This window comes from Cytobacillus sp., assembly GCF_964223445.1.
Lineage (GTDB): Bacteria > Bacillota > Bacilli > Bacillales > Cytobacillaceae > Cytobacillus.
Genome location: NZ_CAXQGS010000134.1, coordinates 1 through 15,121 on the forward strand (window position 1 = coordinate 1; position 15,121 = coordinate 15,121).

19 protein-coding genes, 1 pseudogene and 1 riboswitch are annotated in these 15,121 nt (G+C 40.5%); of the genes and pseudogenes, 17 read left to right on the forward strand and 3 right to left on the reverse strand.

The features are described 5' to 3' along the window. The 10 genes from ACEQ1T_RS23635 to ACEQ1T_RS23680 form a co-directional block, all read left to right on the forward strand. Positions 1-762, forward strand: a 762-nt coding sequence (locus ACEQ1T_RS23635) for an APC family permease (RefSeq protein WP_370225022.1), incomplete at its 5' end; no start/stop codon positions are given. A 115-nt stretch (positions 763-877) separates the two neighbouring features. After that, positions 878-1,024: a hypothetical protein gene (locus tag ACEQ1T_RS23640; protein ID WP_206837725.1), complete on the forward strand. Its 147-nt coding sequence runs from the start codon at positions 878-880 to the stop codon at positions 1,022-1,024. Between the two features lie 22 nt (positions 1,025-1,046). Beyond that, positions 1,047-1,217, forward strand: coding sequence for a hypothetical protein (locus tag ACEQ1T_RS23645; RefSeq protein WP_370225024.1), 171 nt, complete (start codon positions 1,047-1,049; stop codon positions 1,215-1,217). Between the two features lie 164 nt (positions 1,218-1,381). Continuing rightward, positions 1,382-2,410, forward strand: coding sequence for a VanW family protein (locus ACEQ1T_RS23650; protein WP_370225025.1), 1,029 nt, complete (start codon positions 1,382-1,384; stop codon positions 2,408-2,410). A gap of 303 nt (positions 2,411-2,713) precedes the next feature. After that, on the forward strand, positions 2,714-3,901 hold the full coding sequence (locus ACEQ1T_RS23655) for a CaiB/BaiF CoA transferase family protein (protein WP_370225026.1): 1,188 nt from the start codon (positions 2,714-2,716) through the stop codon (positions 3,899-3,901). Between the two features lie 14 nt (positions 3,902-3,915). Then, a complete protein-coding gene (locus tag ACEQ1T_RS23660) occupies positions 3,916-5,121 on the forward strand; it encodes an acyl-CoA dehydrogenase family protein (RefSeq protein WP_370225041.1) in 1,206 nt (401 codons plus the stop codon). 82 nt (positions 5,122-5,203) lie between these two features. Then, entirely contained in the window at positions 5,204-5,515 is a 312-nt protein-coding gene (locus tag ACEQ1T_RS23665) for a DUF3870 domain-containing protein (RefSeq protein ID WP_206837183.1), read from the forward strand. A gap of 342 nt (positions 5,516-5,857) precedes the next feature. Then, entirely contained in the window at positions 5,858-6,019 is a 162-nt protein-coding gene (locus ACEQ1T_RS23670; RefSeq protein ID WP_370225028.1) for a hypothetical protein, read from the forward strand. 11 nt (positions 6,020-6,030) lie between these two features. Next, the gene (locus ACEQ1T_RS23675) at positions 6,031-6,240 is read left to right on the forward strand and encodes a CHASE3 domain-containing protein (RefSeq protein WP_370225029.1); all 210 of its coding nucleotides are present in this window, start codon (positions 6,031-6,033) and stop codon (positions 6,238-6,240) included. Next, positions 6,197-7,543, forward strand: a complete 1,347-nt coding sequence (locus ACEQ1T_RS23680; protein WP_370225030.1) for a methyl-accepting chemotaxis protein — start codon at positions 6,197-6,199, stop codon at positions 7,541-7,543. The genes ACEQ1T_RS23675 and ACEQ1T_RS23680 overlap by 44 nt, the downstream gene beginning before the upstream one ends. 27 nt (positions 7,544-7,570) lie before the next feature. Here the strand turns inward: ACEQ1T_RS23680 and ACEQ1T_RS23685 are convergent, their stop codons facing one another. Together ACEQ1T_RS23685 and ACEQ1T_RS23690 are read right to left on the reverse strand one after the other, a co-directional pair. Further along, positions 7,571-8,557, reverse strand: a complete 987-nt coding sequence (locus ACEQ1T_RS23685; protein WP_370225032.1) for a TIGR03943 family protein — start codon at positions 8,555-8,557, stop codon at positions 7,571-7,573. A 10-nt stretch (positions 8,558-8,567) separates the two neighbouring features. Then, entirely contained in the window at positions 8,568-9,560 is a 993-nt protein-coding gene (locus tag ACEQ1T_RS23690; protein WP_370225034.1) for a permease, read from the reverse strand. Positions 9,561-9,857: 297 nt separating this feature from the next. Here ACEQ1T_RS23690 and ACEQ1T_RS23695 point away from each other — a divergent pair, with 297 nt between their 5' ends. The 4 genes from ACEQ1T_RS23695 (at position 9,858) to ACEQ1T_RS23710 (ending at position 12,765) form a co-directional block, all read left to right on the forward strand. Next, positions 9,858-11,060 (forward strand): GTP-binding protein, encoded by a 1,203-nt coding sequence (locus ACEQ1T_RS23695; RefSeq protein ID WP_370225035.1) that lies wholly within the window; start codon positions 9,858-9,860, stop codon positions 11,058-11,060. Continuing rightward, positions 11,057-11,206, forward strand: coding sequence for a 50S ribosomal protein L33 (gene rpmG, locus ACEQ1T_RS23700; protein WP_370225036.1), 150 nt, complete (start codon positions 11,057-11,059; stop codon positions 11,204-11,206). The genes ACEQ1T_RS23695 and rpmG overlap by 4 nt, the downstream gene beginning before the upstream one ends. A 351-nt stretch (positions 11,207-11,557) precedes the next feature. Then, positions 11,558-12,310, forward strand: a complete 753-nt coding sequence (locus ACEQ1T_RS23705) for an SDR family oxidoreductase (RefSeq protein WP_370225037.1) — start codon at positions 11,558-11,560, stop codon at positions 12,308-12,310. A 128-nt stretch (positions 12,311-12,438) separates the two neighbouring features. After that, positions 12,439-12,765, forward strand: coding sequence for a hypothetical protein (locus ACEQ1T_RS23710; RefSeq protein WP_206837202.1), 327 nt, complete (start codon positions 12,439-12,441; stop codon positions 12,763-12,765). 52 nt (positions 12,766-12,817) lie between these two features. On the opposite strand, the gene ACEQ1T_RS23715 is transcribed toward ACEQ1T_RS23710, so the two are convergent. After that, a complete protein-coding gene (locus tag ACEQ1T_RS23715) occupies positions 12,818-13,096 on the reverse strand; it encodes a phage holin family protein (RefSeq protein WP_370225039.1) in 279 nt (92 codons plus the stop codon). A gap of 341 nt (positions 13,097-13,437) precedes the next feature. Between ACEQ1T_RS23715 and ACEQ1T_RS23720 the strand changes: the two genes are divergently transcribed. The 3 genes and pseudogenes from ACEQ1T_RS23720 to ACEQ1T_RS23730 all read left to right on the forward strand — a co-directional run. Further along, positions 13,438-13,638 (forward strand): cold-shock protein, encoded by a 201-nt coding sequence (locus ACEQ1T_RS23720; RefSeq protein WP_009334826.1) that lies wholly within the window; start codon positions 13,438-13,440, stop codon positions 13,636-13,638. A 116-nt stretch (positions 13,639-13,754) separates the two neighbouring features. Then, entirely contained in the window at positions 13,755-14,339 is a 585-nt protein-coding gene (locus tag ACEQ1T_RS23725; protein WP_206837208.1) for a DUF421 domain-containing protein, read from the forward strand. A 159-nt stretch (positions 14,340-14,498) separates the two neighbouring features. Further along, positions 14,499-14,603: riboswitch (SAM riboswitch) on the forward strand. An 86-nt stretch (positions 14,604-14,689) separates the two neighbouring features. After that, positions 14,690-15,121, forward strand: a pseudogene (locus ACEQ1T_RS23730) (Na+/H+ antiporter NhaC family protein); the annotation flags it as partial.

Sequence of the window (15,121 nt, forward strand, 5' to 3'; positions counted from 1 at the left end):
CCACAGAAGCAAATTGGTAAATTATTAATTGTATCTGTTATTATGGCAATTGTTTGGTATATTGCGGTAATTATCGGCGTTTCCCGTGTGCTAAGTCCCTCTGAAATTGCTCAATCCAATCTTGTTACAGCTGACGCAATGGCAAAAGCCTTTGGAGATAGTCAAATGATGGGAAATCTTCTAGTACTCGGAGGAATAGGCGGAATTCTGACAAGCTGGATTGGGTTCTATGTAGGGGGAAGCCGGGCAATCTATGCACTTGCAAGGGCAGGGATGCTTCCAAAATCTTTAGGAGAACTCCACCCAAAATATAATACCCCTCATAAAGCCATTTTATTGATTGCTGTTTTATCTACAGCTGCACCATTGTTAGGAAGGCCCGCCTTAGTCTGGCTGGTTGATGCAGGCGGTTTGGGTTTAGTAGTAGCTTGGTTTATGGTAGCACTTTCTTTTGTTATTTTGCGTAAAAAGGCTCCAGATATGTACAGGCCATTCCGTCTTCATGGAGGAACCGCGATTGGTTGGATTGCGGTCTTTATGTCTCTTGGCGTTAGTATTTTATATATGCCAGGAATGCCTTCAGCATTAATCTGGCCTTACGAATGGGCCATCGTATTTGCCTGGATTATCCTCGGCTTTGTTTTTTATAAAACCTCCATGTCTAAATACGGAACAGAATACTCTAATAAACATATGAATGACGAAATAGCCCGAGTCATAACATACGACAACCAAACCGACATAAAGGAAAAAAGCAGCTAATGGGTCAGGTATCTATAGCACTAAAGCAAACTGGTATAGGTACCTGGTACATTTTTTGAGTATAAAAAAAGTGCAGCTGTTTCAAAATAAAAACACTTTCAACTATGGAGGGTCCATGATGGGTGAAAAGTGTTTTTATTGCACTGATGAGATTGAAGGAAATCAATTGCATCTGATTACATTTGATGTGGCCGATCAAGAGAGAGAAGAAGTTTTATGTAAAGGCTGTTATCATGAATGGCTGCATGGGATTAAGGAATAGAAAAGAGTATTGGGAGGCTATTATGAAAAAAGATAATAATCAGTTCCGCCCTGAAAGCAGCAATGAGGGATTTAGTAGTGAGTCTTCGTCAAAAGGGACACTTGAAATTAGTTCAACAGGGTATGGGCTAGAGTCTGTTCCGAAAGAAGAAGCCGGCCATCGGGAAAATTCACCCGGCTGTGGGGGATTATAATGAAAGCGTCTGCTGCTGCAGGCGTTTTTTTAATTCAGGAAAAAAGGTACAAACTGAGCTGCTGTTATGCAGGAATACCTCTTTCCCGAATTGAATACAATATGAAAATGGAAACGACTTCCTAAAAAGAGAAAGGAAGAATACAAGAAAAAGCTGGGGGAAAAATGAGGAAGCTAAAATGGGGAATTTTATTAATGTTGATTGGAAGTTTAATAGGATTAGCCGGGTGTTCAGGGAAAGCAGCAGGAGATAATGAGCCGGAGAAAAAGCCGGCAGAAGAGAAGGTAAAGGAGGAAGAACTGGCCAAAGAGGAGGCAAGGGAAGAAGAGCAGGCAAAAGAGGAGGAGAAGAAGGAAGAAGTAAAACCGATTGTGGTTAATGTTACCGATCCTAATACAAAGGCTGTGCTTAAGACCTTTAGCCCTGCTGAGATGGGGTTTGGAAATGACGATGAAAAATATAAAGCAAATCTGGCCCAATGGGCCAAAGAACTGGCGCGTGGTACGGATACAACGCAAGGCTATGACCAAAGGATGACCCTTGATAAAATAGGACCGGATGGGAAGGTAATTAAAGGGCAGCCCGAAATCATTCTTGAAGAAAATGAACTAGTGGATAAGATTATTGCTGCGTCTGTAAGCGGAGGGGATGTTGAATTGCCTCTCTATGTTACTGAAAGCGGATATAGCCCTGAAGATGTTCCGAGCTTGGATGAAGTGGTAGTCGCCTCTTATACGACCTACTTCAATAGCGGAGTAGCCGGCAGAACGAAAAATATAGAGCTTTCCGCCGAGGCCATTAATAATATTATCCTTGGTGAGGGCGACCATTTTTCCTTTAATACAACAGTGGGTCCAAGTGACGCAGCCCATGGTTATCAGCCGGCAGAAGAAGCTATCAATGGTAAGCTTGTTATGGGAATTGGAGGCGGGATCTGCCAGACTTCCTCCACTTTATTTAACGCAGTTGACAAGGTCGGGGTAAGCTATGTAGAAAAGCATCACCATTCCGTAACAGTAGGTTATGTTCCAAAAGGAAGAGATGCAACGGTATCTTATGGAGGCAAAGATTTTAGATTTGAAAACACAACTGGCATACCCCTCCTTGTAAAAGCACATTTCGGTAATGGCGTACTGACTATCGAGCTAAGAACCTCCAAGGAATATTCAGGAATTTTGAAAAAAGCTGTTTAATAAGTGCCGGGTACCTGGACCCTTTAGCAAACTGGTATAGGTACCTGGTGAATTAATGTTGAAATATTCAGTTAATTATTATATAATGAGCTTAACAAACCGATGACAGCAATTTCCTTGCTGCATGCACGGCTTGAAGTTTTAATTCAAATTAATGCCCCAAGGATTGACTTTGTTCACTTGAACTTCCTTTCCGGAAGACGAGCCTTGAATAAGAGTCAGTAAGGCTTTCAATGTCTTAATTGACATTGTCTGTTTTGCTGACTCTTTTTGTTTTTTTAAATTTATGAAAGAGGTGAAAAAGTGAAGGGTGCTTTAGAGGGAATCCGAATAATCGATGTATCAAGGGTGCTGGCCGGTCCTTTTTGCTCCATGATTCTTGGTGATTTAGGAGCCGAGGTGATTAAGATAGAGCATTATAAAACCGGTGATGAAACACGGGGCTGGGGTCCGCCTTTTTTAAATGGAGAAAGTGCCTATTATTTATGTGCGAATAGGAATAAGCAGAGCATTTCACTAAACCTAAAAGCTGAAGAGGGGAAAGAAATTTTCAGGAAACTTGTCTCAACAGGAGACGTAGTTGTGCAAAACTTCAAATCAGGGACGCTGGAAAAAATGAACTTGGGCTACGAAAGTTTGAAAGAAATGAACCCTTCTTTAATTATGGCTTCCATTACTGGATTTGGTTTAACCGGACCATATAAGGACTTGCCGGGATATGACTACATTATTCAGGCGATGAGCGGACTAATGAGCATAACTGGAGAGCCGGATGGGAGCCCATTGAAGGTAGGTGTTGCAATTGCGGATGTACTAACCGGCCTTTATACATGTATTGGCATCTTATCTGCTCTCCAGCATCGGAACAAAACAGGGGAGGGGCAGGAAATTGATATTTCCTTAATGGATTGCCAGGTTTCTTCACTAATTAATGTTGCCAGCAATTATTTATGCAGCGGAGTAACTCCAAAACGTTTAGGAAACCATCACCCAAATATAGTTCCATACCAGGTGTTTTCTGCAAAAGATGGTGAACTTGTTATAGCAGTAGGGAATGATGAGCAATTTAAGCGATTTTCAGCTGCTTTGGGCAGGCAGGACTTATCTGAAATGAATGAGTTTATTCATAATGAGAACCGTTTGGAGAATAAATCGAAGCTTATTCCAATACTTGAAGAACTGCTCTCAAAAAAAACAAAAAAGGAGTGGAAAGACATTTTGGATAAAGCGGCAATTCCCAACGGCCCTATCAATACTGTTCAAGAAATTTTTGATGACCCGCAAATAAGATCCAGAGAAATGGTAGTCGATATGGATCATCCTTATATTGAAACTCTTAGACTTACCGGTTCACCGATTAAGCTCTCTAAATCACCTGTAAAAATGAGGCATCATCCTCCCATGTTTGGTGAGCACACAGAAAGCATTTTGGAGCAACTCGGTTACCATCCCGACCAAATTGACAGGTTTAGAAAAAATCAAATTATATAGGAGGAATTGAAATGATGAACTTCGAATTATCTGATGAACAGCAAAGTGTGAAAAAATTAGTGAAAAGGTTTGTAGACAAGGAAATTATTCCAAATATTCAGGAGTGGGACCGACAAGGTCATTTTGAACCTTCAATACTAAAAAAATTAGCTGAATTGCATTTAATGGGTGTTTGTATCCCTGAGGAATATGGCGGTGCAGGGATGGATTACAACACTTTGGCAATTGTCTGTGAAGAGCTGGAGCGTGGAGATACTGCCTACCGTACTGCGGTATCTGTCCATACAGGATTAAATAGTATGACATTGCTTCAATGGGGAACCGAAGAGCAAAAACAGAAGTATTTAGTGCCGCAAGCACAAGGCAAACAGGTAGGAGCATTTGGCTTAACCGAGCCCAATGCAGGGTCGGATGTAGCTGCAATGAATTCAACTGCCATGCGGGATGGAGACTCTTATATTCTAAATGGATCAAAGACGTGGATTTCACTTTGTGATGCAGCGGATAATTTCCTCATTTTTGCTAAAACAGAACATGATATTGGGCACAAGGGTATTACTGGATTTATAGTTGAACGAAACTTCCCGGGTGTAGAAACCAAGGCCATTAAAGGAAAGCTGGGAATAAGGGCAGGCAACACGGGAGAGGTATTTTTGTCTGATGTAAGAGTGCCTGTATCAAATAGGCTTGGTGAAGAAGGAGAAGGTTTTAAAATTGCCATGTCAGCATTAGATAATGGCCGATTTACTGTAGCAGCAGGGGCGGTTGGCTTAATTGAAGCCAGTCTGGAATCCAGTCTAAAATATTGCCATGAACGCAAAACTTTTGGCAAGGAAATAGGAAGGCATCAGCTCGTTCAGCAGATGATTGCAAAAATGAGTGCCAATTTGGAGATTTCCAGATTGCTTGTGTTTAAAGCAGGCTGGCTAAAAAATCAAGGGAAAAGGAATACAAAAGAAACGTCCCTTGCGAAATGGATAGCATGCAATGCAGCTTTCGAAGCTGCCAATGATGCCGTTCAAATCCACGGTGCATATGGCTATTCAGATGAATATCCGGTTGAGCGCTTTTTAAGAAACTCAAAAGCTCCGGTGATTTACGAGGGAACAAGAGAAATTCACACTATTATGCAAGGAGAATATGCTCTGGGATACAGGGAGGATAAGCCGCTTCGAAAGCAGCTGCCAGCGTGGCCATTTGAAGAAGTATCAGTCCATTAAGTAAGGGAAACATGACAGATAGCATTCTGTTTAATTGGCAAACACCCATTTTCCTGAGAGTGACAAAAGGGAGAACAATAGTATGAACACTTATTTTATTGCCGGCCATGCCAAACTTCCGCAGGGTATGGCTGCGAGAAACCTATATGATTCTATTACAATTACATTGGAACTTGACTTTAAATATGGCGTGATAGTAGATTCATCATGTACACTCGCCACTCAGCATGGTCGTGAATATATCCGCCAGCTTCTTAGAGGCTATTGCTTGGGGGAAGGGGTTGAAGAACTCATAGAAAAGGTTCAGCACCATTATCGGGGGAAAGCCGGACAGGCGATTCAGGCAGCACTTAAGGATGTCTATCTCCAGTATGAGCTTGTTTTGTCTAAATAAATTATCAGGAGAACCTAGCCAGGTAAAGGCTGTAGAAGTGTTTGGACTCTGTTCGATGAATAAATAAGCAAAAAGCGGAGGGGTTTGTCCACACCTTTTCAGTCCCTTTTAATACAATAATATAGAAGATCTCCTCCCTAAGGATCTTTGGTCTGCATAGTCGCCGCTAATCTGCCAGCCGGATTAGCGGCATTTTTTTATTTTTGATGCAAATAATCGTGAAAGGAAGAGAATTTTCTGTAAATATATGAGTTAATAGGTAAAAAGAACCTGACTTACCGGGTGCGTTCATGTTAAATTATAAGTAGAATATCCTATTTTATCTGGAAATGAGGAAAAGTCATGAAATTATCTGTGGCAAAAAAACTGTTCCTCGGGTTTTTATCTGTCCTTTTATTATTTGGTCTTGTCTCCGGTTTATCGAATTTTGAACTCAGTAACGTTAACCGAAATTATCAGAGCTTACTAGATGAAAATGTCTCTGAAGTGATGCTTGTACCCTGAAGGCAGAGCTTATGAATGAAGCAGGGGGAATCCGCGGCTATCTCCTGACAGGTGACTCTACATATCTTAGTGACTATGAAAGTTCCCGCAAGAGAATGGAACATCATATCAATGAACTGAATAAATTAACCAGCAATAAAGAAGAAAAGGAATTGGCGAAGGAGCTGAAAGTGCTCCATGATCGCTACCAGAGCATTATTGATAAAGAAATTAAATTTTAAGCTGGAAGATAATAATGCATACATGTCATTAGTTGAATCCTCTGATAAACAGGTCAGCCAGGAATTCAACAAAAAAGCGGATGAACTTGTAAAATTTTATGAAGCCCAATTGGATGCTGGGATAAATGAAACAGTTTCCAGCGTAAAATCAGCTAAGGTCATTACTTTAATCATTACAATTGCTGCCATCCTGTCTGCGATGACGATCGCTTATTTTATAAGCAGAAAGATTTCAAGGCCGATAAATCTGGCTGCAGCTATGATAGACAAGGTAGCTGGAGGAGATTTAAGCCAGGGCTCCATTAAAGTGAAAAACAGGGATGAAATAGGAGCGTTTATTTTATCTTTAAATAAGATGGTAAAAGATTTGAGATCTGTGGTCAGCCAGGTAAGAAGCACTTCAGAACAAGTTGCATCAAGCAGTGAGGAACTGGCTGCGAGTGCAGAGGAAAGTTCATTGGCTTCTGAACAGGTTGCAGCTATTTCACAAAAAAATGCCCTTGGCACTGAACAGCAGCTTTACCGTTTTAGAGAGGTATCTTCTTCAATGGAGGAGATTGCTTACGGAATGCAGCAGATTTCTTCTAGCAGCGTGCTAATGCTTGAAGCAGCAGAAAAAACTGATTACTTGACTAAAAAAGGCACTAAATCAGTCGAAAATGTTGTAAGGCAGATGAATGAAATAAATACTTCTGTAGGAGAAGCCACACAGTATATTTATACGCTCGAATCACGATCAAAAGAAATCAGCAATATCGTGGAACTGATCACCGCTATCGCGGAGCAGACCAATTTGCTTGCACTCAATGCAGCCATTGAAGCTGCAAGGGCTGGTGAACATGGCAGGGGCTTTTCGGTTGTAGCTGATGAAGTCCGCAAACTCGCAGAGGGTTCCAAACAATCTGCTGTTCAGATTCAGCAAATGATTGGAATTGTTCAGGAAGAAACAAAGCAGGCTGTTCAGGCAATGGAGAAAGGGAATGAACAGGTAAAAGATGGCCTTGAAGATAAGATGGAAGCAAGTGCTGCTTTTGCCGAAATCAGCCATTCAATGGGCGATGTAACACATAAAGTCGAGGAAGTTTCATCCTCAGTGGAGGAACTGACGGCCTTAACCAGCCAGATCATTGAAGTCATGACAAATGTGCAGGACATTTCAGAAAAAAATGCAGCAGCTTCACAGGAAACGTCTGCCGCAACAGAAGAACAGCTTGCTACAATGGAAGAAGTATCATCATCATCCGGGTCACTTGCAAAACTAGCTGAAGAATTGCAGGAAGTTGTGTCGAGATTTAAATTATAAAAGGGACTCAGCTGAGTCCCTTTTGTACTATAAGATTTTGATGGTTAATGGATACAGATATGGAATAAACGGCTCCTCAATTTCTTTCCATTCCTTAATTTTAATCAGAGGCAGCTCTGTCCCATTATAGGCTGCCTTGTCTATGACTCCGCTAACTTTGACCCACATATTATCATAGAGTTCCGGAGCTTCCTCCATTTCTGATAGAAAGCCAATCATACTTGCATCTGCCACACAATGTGTAATCAAAAACCTCGAAATGACAAGCTGATTGGAACCAAGTCCTTCTTCTTTATATATAAATCCCTGAAATTCAATTTCCCTGCCAATGAATTTATCAATATCTTTACTGATTTCCTCATAATACAAACTAAAAACTTTATCATCCATCTTAATAGCAGGAGCCGAATAAAGGTCCTTTTTTAATTGCTCAAACTCTTCATTGGATATTTCCTCTACTTCTTCATTTACAGAAAGGTCATGCTCCAGCTCCTCTCCTTCTTCCAGCTCTTCTTCAAATGAAAAGTCTTCAAGTTCAAAGTCTGATACATCTGCCTTTTCATCAGAGCCAGCCGATGTATTCACCTCTTGTTTTTGATTGCCAAGTATGGCCAGCCCGCCTTTCTTTTCAGCAATGGAAGCATCAAGCGTCTTTGCAGGCAAGAAGAATCCTGTTAATAACGGAATTAATATAATGGAATATGACAGCAGCTTTTTACAAGTAAACGGTGTATCTCCATGGTCATGATCATGAGAACAGCTTTGATCATCATGGCGGGAGCAGTCCTGACCGTGGTGGTGTTCGTGAACAACTTCTTCTCTTTGGTAGGTCCATATCCTGGTAATCTGAATAAAAAATAAAAATAAAAATAGAATGGAAGCGGATTGGCTTAACCGGACATATTTTGGATTAATATATTTAGTTATGTCTCCTGTATAATGGAGCTGAAAAATCAGTCCGCAAAAAGCCAGTAGAATCAGCGCCCTCAGCGCCTGCTGAAAATGGATTTTCATAGCAATCCTCCTAAATGAAATTCTGTACAAGAAGCAGCGTGAAAAAGACAACGGAAGCAGTCAGCGCTAATACCCCAAGAACAAACTTCATCCTAAACACACTAAGCATCATGATTGTATTTTTAAAATCGATCATCGGCCCGAAGATCAAAAACCCCAGTATGGAAGACTTAGGAAATATGCTGCTGAATGAAGCACCAATAAATGCGTCGGCCTCGGAGCATAGTGACAAAACATAAGCAAAACCCATCATGATCAGCAAGGATACTACCGGATTATCTGCACTTTGCAAAAATGTTTTTGCCGGCATATAGACTTGTACAATGGAAGCTAATAAAGCACCAATAATTAAATATTTGGCCATGTCAAAAAATTCATCGATTGAATGGGTCAGCATCGACCAAACCCTGTCAAGGAAGGAACGATTTTTTTCGCTGCTGTGGGGCAAGTGAATACTTTCCTTTAATTGCCCGGACTTAAAGATGATGCTCACGCTAAAGGCAACTATTATGGCAATTAGGAATCCCAGTCCCATTCGTAAGCCCGCCATTTCAAAATCGTTTCCAAAAGCCATGTATGTAGAAGCAATGACGATGGGATTAATCAGGGGGCCAGTCAGCATAAAACCAATCGCTGCATATACTGGAACACCCTTAGACATAAGCCGCCGGATGATGGGGACAATACCGCATTCACACGCTGGAAAAAGGGCGCCTGCCACACAGCTCATGACAACAGCAGCCGTTCTATTTTTCGGAATCCACCTTTTTATATGGTCTTCTGTAATGAAAATTTGGATAAACCCTGCAATCAGCACACCTATCAGGACAAAAGGCAACGCTTCTATTAGGATGCTGATAAAGATAACATTCAGATTTAACAGAGAAGGGGGAATATCAAAAGATAAACCTAAGCCAGAGCTGAAAGATATGAAATATACCAGAATGGCTATCAAAATTATGCCCGTTATATCAATGATATGGCTGCGAAAAACTCGGTTCATAAGTATCCTCCTGTATTTAAAAATCGTAATGATTTCGTTTTATACTCTATATTAATTTTATGAAAATGTAAATGGGATTATGAGCATTTTGAAAGGATAGGAGAATCGAAGGGGAAAAAAATATATAGTTAATCCTTGCAATCGAAAGAAAATTTTAATATGATTTAAATCGTAATAATTACGATTTATTAAAAACCCACCAATATTTTCGAGTCAACACTACATCTAATCAGATGAGGGGGTACTAACCTGCTGTAAATCGTAATGAATACTATTTATGTTAAAAGGAGAGAATCCATGACACAGAAGATACCCGTCACTGTACTGAGCGGCTATTTAGGTTCAGGAAAGACCACTCTGCTGAACCACATTTTAAATAATCGCGGCAATAAGAAAATGGCAGTTATTGTGAATGATATGAGTGAAGTCAACATTGACGCATCCATGGTAAAAAAAGGCGGGTTTTCCAGAACCAATGAAAAACTGGTGGAGCTTCAAAACGGCTGCATCTGCTGTACTTTGAGAGAAGACTTAATGATAGAAGTGGAAAGGCTGGTTAACGAAGGGGATATCGAAAATATCCTGATTGAATCCTCAGGCATCTCAGAACCTGTTCCGGTTGCTCAGACCTTTACTTATATGGATGAAAGTTTAGGAGTTAATCTTTCGGAAAGATGCACGCTTGACACAATGGTAACAGTTGTAGATGCAAATCGATTTTGGCATGACTTTGCATGCGGAGAAACTCTGCTGGACCGTAAACAGGGCACAGATGAAAGTGATGTACGGGAAGTTGTTGATTTATTAATTGACCAAATAGAATTTGCGAATGTCATAGTGCTGAACAAGATGGATTTGGTTGATCCGGAAAGCGCTGATGAGCTTAAGGCAGTATTAGAAAAGTTAAATCCTGAAGCGAAAATTATTAAAGCCGTACATTCAGAGATTGAACCGGAAGAGATCATTAATACTCGTCTTTTTGATTTTGAAACGGCGAGCCAGGGAGCAGGCTGGATTAAGGAGCTTAATGAGGAACACACACCGGAAACGGAAGAATATGGAATTTCATCCTTTGTATATAAAAGGAAAAGGCCTTTCCATCCAGAAAGATTCATGCAATGGCTGGAGGATTTCCCTGCAGATATTGTGAGAGCCAAAGGCTTTTTCTGGTTGGCGTCACGCAATGACATGGCCGGGCTCCTGTCCCAGGCAGGACCGTCCATAACACTGCAAGGTGCTGGCGAATGGATTGCAGCCCTTCCAGAGGCGGAAAAAAACAAAATTTTAAAGGAAGAACCAGAACTGCTTGATAGATGGGATAACGTTTTTGGAGACAGGATGACAGAACTTGTATTTATTGGCATGGGTATGAAAAATGAAGAGATTGAATCAAGACTGGATGATTGTTTACTAACGGAAAAAGAAATGTGTTCAGACTGGAGCATGCTGGCTGACCGGCTGCCAGCTTATTATTCTAATATGATGGAGGAAGTGAAATGAGAGTGAAAATTACTTTGGCATGCACAGAAACAGGGGATCTCAATTATATTACAACCAAAAATAAAAGAAATAATCCTGATCGGATTGAAATAATGAAATACTCTCCAAAACTAAAAAAACACACCCTTCACAGGGAAACAAAATAACATTATCGTTCCCTTTAATGTTTGGCGGAGTACTGGCGAAAACTAACAGAGCACCCTGAAATATTATCTTGCTTTTTCCTGTTCTTGCAGATATGCTCAAAATAGGAGATATACGGAAGGGGAATTGAGATTCTATTATGTGGCAGAACTTGTAATCATTTAAAGCTTATATAGAACAGCATCTCTTAATAAAGGGAGAGATTTGTCTATTCTTATAAATGATAAAACAAGGAATGCCTGCTGTGGAAACTCAAACCATGAATGGCAGATACCTTGTTGTGTATCTGCCTTTTTATTGGAATCTTTATCTCCAGGCTAGCTGCAGCAGGCCCAAAATGGAGGGAACGCTGAATGGATCAGCAGAATAAAACTGCAATTGTTACAGGCGTCAGCAGCCATAAAGGCATTGGTGCTGCTATTTGCCGAAAGCTAGCCAGCCGAAGTTTTAATATATTTTTTACTTATTGGGATGCCGAGCCCCATTGGGAAAAAGAATTCAGCAAGGTAATATCGGAAAGCGGTGTTGCATGCAAAGGCCTTGAAGCAGACTTATCGGATGGTCAATCAGCAGAAAAGGTGCTGGAATCCGTTGCCTTAACAGTTGGAAAGCCGATGGTCCTCGTTAATAATGCAGCACATTCAACTAGAGATGGTTATCTTGATCTTGACGCAAAAACTCTGGACGCACACTATGCGGTTAATATGAGAGCCGTATTTCTTCTTTGTACAGAATTCTCCAAAAGATTTCCGGAATGGAAGTTGCCATATGGAAGAATTATTAATATGACTTCAGGACAGGAGCTGGGACCAATGCCCGGTGAACTGGCCTATGCTTCTACTAAAGCAGCCATTACGACATTTACCAGATCTCTGTCAACAGAAATTGCTCATTTAGGAATAACCGTCAATGCGATTAACCCTGGTCCCACCGACTCCACATGGATGAATGCGGAGATAAGAAATCACCTTTTGCCTAAATTTCCTGCCGGCAGAATCGGCCAGCCTGAAGACGCAGCCAATCTGGCAGCATTTCTGGCAAGTGAAGATTCAAAGTGGGTAACAGGGCAGGTGATTCATTCCGAGGGAGGGTTTATTCGCGGGTAACCTAAAGGCAAGTGACATTTATTTAACAAATCTCTGCTATTTATATCATTTTTGATACAAAATACCCAAAAGGGTTTATTGATCTCCTCCAAATGTGTATAAATAGAAGCTATAGAGGGGAGAGACCTATGTTAAATTTATTAAATGACCCTGATTTTGTGCAAAAGTGTGAAACTGCTTCCCCGCTTGAAATAGTTGAACATTTAACAGGCGGCAATATTAGAGGATTGGAAAAAATCGCTTTGGGTACGCTTGCAAACAGAAAACAGCTGCCGCAAAATGTCGTGAATGTCCTGATTGTTTATTTTTTCAGCACATTTGCCAATAAAGTATATGACCGAAATGATCTTGCAAGGCTTTATGATTCCTGGGCATCGAATCATGTATACAGTTTTGCAAAAGCACAGGAAATGACAGCAGAAGATATTGAAAAAGTCCTGGCCGGCTTAAAATAATAGAGTAAATAAAAAGTTCAGCCCAAGCGGGATGAACTTTTTTTGATATAACCTATTTCTTTTTATTGCTGTATGCACCTTCTATTGTCTGTTTCATCATTTGATGTCCGAGCACTGCAACACCTGCCGCAACAATTCCGTTAAGGAGCCCTTCAAAAGAAAACCCAAATGCAAAGCTGCCTGCGGAAACCGAAATGATCACAAGAATCCATACGATGGACCAGTCAGGGACTTTTGGTGTCTGTTTCAATGCATAACCAATTACCCACAAAGCAGGCACCAGCATGTAATAATTCTGGTTTAAAAAATCATATAAGTTCAATGCACTCACCTCCTGATATTATTTTCTATATTTTATGAAAGCCTCATATAATTGGTTTGTTTGCTCGCCTCTAAAATAGGAGAAGCTATCTTTAATAGATATATATATAATTGAATGCTGATAAATGGCGGAATAGTTTGAAAATTACCTTCTTCAGACGGCCATGCTAGTTGACATTTCTCCCTATAAATGCTAAATTTGAATCAGCCGTTATGCATCGTGTTTATATTTTGCTAGCTGCTTTTTCAACCGTTAGGCAATGGTCTGGATGAGTAATGAACGTAAAGTTATAAGCGTGTATATGGTGAATTTACACATGGCTTTTTCTAGCCAATAGGAGGATTTTTTTCATGAAAAACGGTAAAGTAAAATGGTTCAATGCTGAAAAAGGTTTCGGATTCATCGAAGGTGAAGACGGAAACGACGTATTCGTACATTACTCTGCTATCCAATCTGAAGGTTTCAAATCTTTAGAAGAAGGCCAAGAAGTTTCTTTCGAAGTTGTTGAAGGTGCACGCGGACCTCAAGCAGCTAACGTAACTAAACTATAATCGACAGACCCATACAAAAACAGCCTGGCCATATGGTCAGGCTGTTTTATTTTTCACCGATTGTATATATGTACCTGCTATGCCATACCCTATGAGAAAAAGGGAGGTGGCAATAGATGAACTTTATATGGGAATCAGTCCTTTTAATATTTTCAGGGGTATTGCTTTTGCGTGTGGCCGGAAGAAAATCCATCTCGCAAATGACACTAGCCCAAACAGTTGTGATGATTTCAATAGGCACCATCATTATTCAGCCGATCGTTGAGACTAGTGTTTGGAAAACGATTGTGGCAGCAGCTATCTTAATTGGATCATTAATATTAATGGAATATCTTCAGGTTAAGTTTAATTTTGTTGAAAAATTTATCACGGGCAAATCTAAAATAGTGATTGAGGATGGGAAACTTAAAACAGCAAATATGAGGAAATTGCGCTTTACAGCTGATCAGCTGGAAATGAGGCTCAGAACCAGCGGAATCACAAAAATTTCAGATGTCAAAATGGCAACTCTTGAACCGAATGGACAGCTTGGGTATGAGTTAATGAATGATGCGAAGCCTTTAACTGTTGGAGAGTTTAAAAGGCTTATGGGAGAAATGATTTTGCAGTCACCCGTTCAGCCTGCACCTCAAGCCTCAGATGATATTTTTCAGGAGCTGAAAAAGGGGCATAACCCTCCAAATTCTAAAGAACTTCACTAGTTTTTAGCCGCATTGCGGCTTTTTTTAATTTCAATCCCCGTTATTCACCTTTAAAGTATTATTCAGATTCTTAATCCACAACAAAAAAGTGCTTGAAGTTTCACGAGTTTCCTGTATAATTTTCAAACGTGAGTTATTTCAGAATAATTTCATATGAATCGCTTATCAAGAGAGACTGAGGGACTGGCCCGAAGATGTCTCGGCAGCGGGCTCTATAGAGCGCTGTGCCAAATCCAGCAAGCATAGGTGCTTGGCAGATAAGAAGAGAACGATTGATTTGTTAAGATCTCTTCTTGCTTGAAGAGGTCTTTTTATTTTGCTGGAAAATTTATTCGGAGAGGAGATTTTTAATGAAAAACAAAGGCAATCCCTGGGCTTTATTGCCGCTTATGGCTTTCCTTCTAATTTTTATTGGAAGCGGCATAGCAACAGGAGATTTCAATAGCATTCCAATCATTGTCATTGTATCCGCTACAGCCGGAATAGCACTGGCAATGAACAGAAAAAAGCCGTTTATGGAAAAAGTGGAGATATTCACGAAAGGAGCAGGACATCCTGATATTATTTTAATGGCCATCATTTTTATCCTGGCAGGGGCCTTTTCTGGAACGGCTAAAGGTATGGGTGCGGTTGATTCGACCGTGAATCTTGCACTCTCATTCATCCCTCAGAATCTGCTGATGGTCGGAATTTTTATCATTGCCTGCTTTATTTCACTATCGATGGGAACGTACATGGGGACCGTTGTGGCACTTGCTCCAATTGGTATAGCTCTTTCTGCA